Source organism: Sporichthyaceae bacterium (genome assembly GCA_036493475.1).
Taxonomy (GTDB): Bacteria; Actinomycetota; Actinomycetes; order Sporichthyales; family Sporichthyaceae; genus DASQPJ01.
Genome location: DASXPS010000106.1, coordinates 1 through 1,747, shown reverse-complemented (window position 1 = coordinate 1,747; position 1,747 = coordinate 1). Strand labels below are relative to the sequence as shown.

Here is a 1,747-nt window from a genome sequence, read left to right as displayed (position 1 = left end):
CAGGTCGGCGCGGCGGCGGTCCAACCCGGTCCAGAACTGCGCCCCCAGCATCTGCGCCTGCGCCACCGCGACCAGAAACTGGCTCTCCCGGCATCGGTGTGGGTGGGTTGAGGGATAGAAGGCGGTCGGGGCCGTTGCCGGGTATGGGGATCAGCGACACGCCGGGCGGGATGTGAGGTGCGCACGGCCGAGAACCCCTAGCTTCAAGGTCGACGAAGACTCTGGAAGCGACAGGAAGTCGGCACGGCCGTGCGCGATTCCACCTTACTGAACCGTCTGTTGGACCTGCCGGGGGTGCGGGTGCGCGGCGCGTCGTTGCCGTCACCGGGCCTGCTCGTGGTGGACCTGGCGCTGCGTCGCCTCCGGCTGCTCTGCCCGCACTGCGGCTACCAGACGCGGTGGCGCTATGACACCCGTCCGGTCGCCTCGACGTGGCGGCATCTGGACTTCGGCCCGGCGATGGTCATGCTGCGCATGCGGCTGCGCCGCCTGGACTGCCCCACCTGCGGGGTGGTGACCGAGGCGGTGCCGTTTGCCCGGCACCGTAGCGGGTTCACCCGCGAGTTGGAGGACCTGGCCGCGTTTCTGGCCACCAGAACCGACAAGACCACGATCACCCGGTTCCTGCGGCTGGACTGGGACACCGTCGGGCGCATCTGCGACCGGGTCGTGAGCGACGAGCTGGACGCCGACCGGTTGGACGGGCTGGTCACCATCGGGGTAGACGAGGTGTCCTGGCGCCGCCACCACAACTACCTGACTCTGGTCACCGACCACGGCCGCAAGAAGATCGTGTGGGGGCGGGCCGGTAAGGACACCGCCACCCTGGATGAGTTCTTCACCGAGCTGGGCAACGAACGCGCCGCCGGGCTGCAGGCGGTCAGCATGGACATGGGACCGGCGTTCGCCCGCAGTGTGCGCACCCACGCGCCGCTGGCGGTCATCGCCATCGACCCGTTCCACGCGGTCAAGCTGGTCACCGACGCGCTGGACACGGTACGCCGCGCCGTCTGGCAGCAGATGCGCGCCACCGACCCCGCCGCCGCCCACAAGTTCAAAGGAGCCCGCTGGGCACTGCTCAAACGCCCCGACCACCTGTCCGACGACCAGGCCGGCACCCTGCGCAAGCTGCGCCGCCGCGGCGGGCAACTGTGGCGTGCCTACACCCTGCGGGAGGCGTTTCGGGCCATCTTCGCCGGCGACCTGAACACCGACGAGGTCACCGAACTGATCGACCGGTGGATCTCCAAAGCCAGCAGGTCCCGCATCGACGCAATGGTCAAGACCGCCAAGACCATCCGCAAACACCGTGACGGCATCCTGGCCTCGATCCGGCTCAAAATCAACAACGGGCGGGCCGAGGGCCTCAACAACCACGTCCGCCTGATCATCAACCGGGCCTACGGCTTCCACAGCGCCCAGGCAGCCCTCGCTCTGGTGATGCTCTCCTGCGGACCCGTCACCCTGCAGCTACCTCACGAGCGCTCCAACAAACGTCGAGAATGACCCACACTCATGCCGGGAGAGCCGGAAAAGGGGGCATCCGTTGATGAACACCGAGCGCCTGATCGACCCCGACGCCACCACCCTGCTGACCGAGCTGCGGGACATGCGATGGACCTGGCGACGCGAAGACCTGACCACCACCGCGCAGACCCTGCGGTGGACAACGTCGAGATCGTCAAGTGGCGCGTCGGTGAAGGCGCCTTCGCGGGTATCCGGACGGCAACACCCGCACGATCTTGTG

General features: G+C 68.2%; 2 protein-coding genes. Both read left to right on the top strand.

Annotated elements, in window-relative coordinates:
• The first annotated feature begins 249 nt into the window (after nt 1-249).
• A complete protein-coding gene (locus VGJ14_11265; GenBank protein ID HEY2832993.1) occupies nt 250-1,506 on the top strand; it encodes an ISL3 family transposase in 1,257 nt (418 codons plus the stop codon).
• 43 nt (nt 1,507-1,549) lie between these two features.
• The coding region (locus VGJ14_11260; protein HEY2832992.1) for a hypothetical protein at nt 1,550-1,747 on the top strand (198 nt) is incomplete at its 3' end.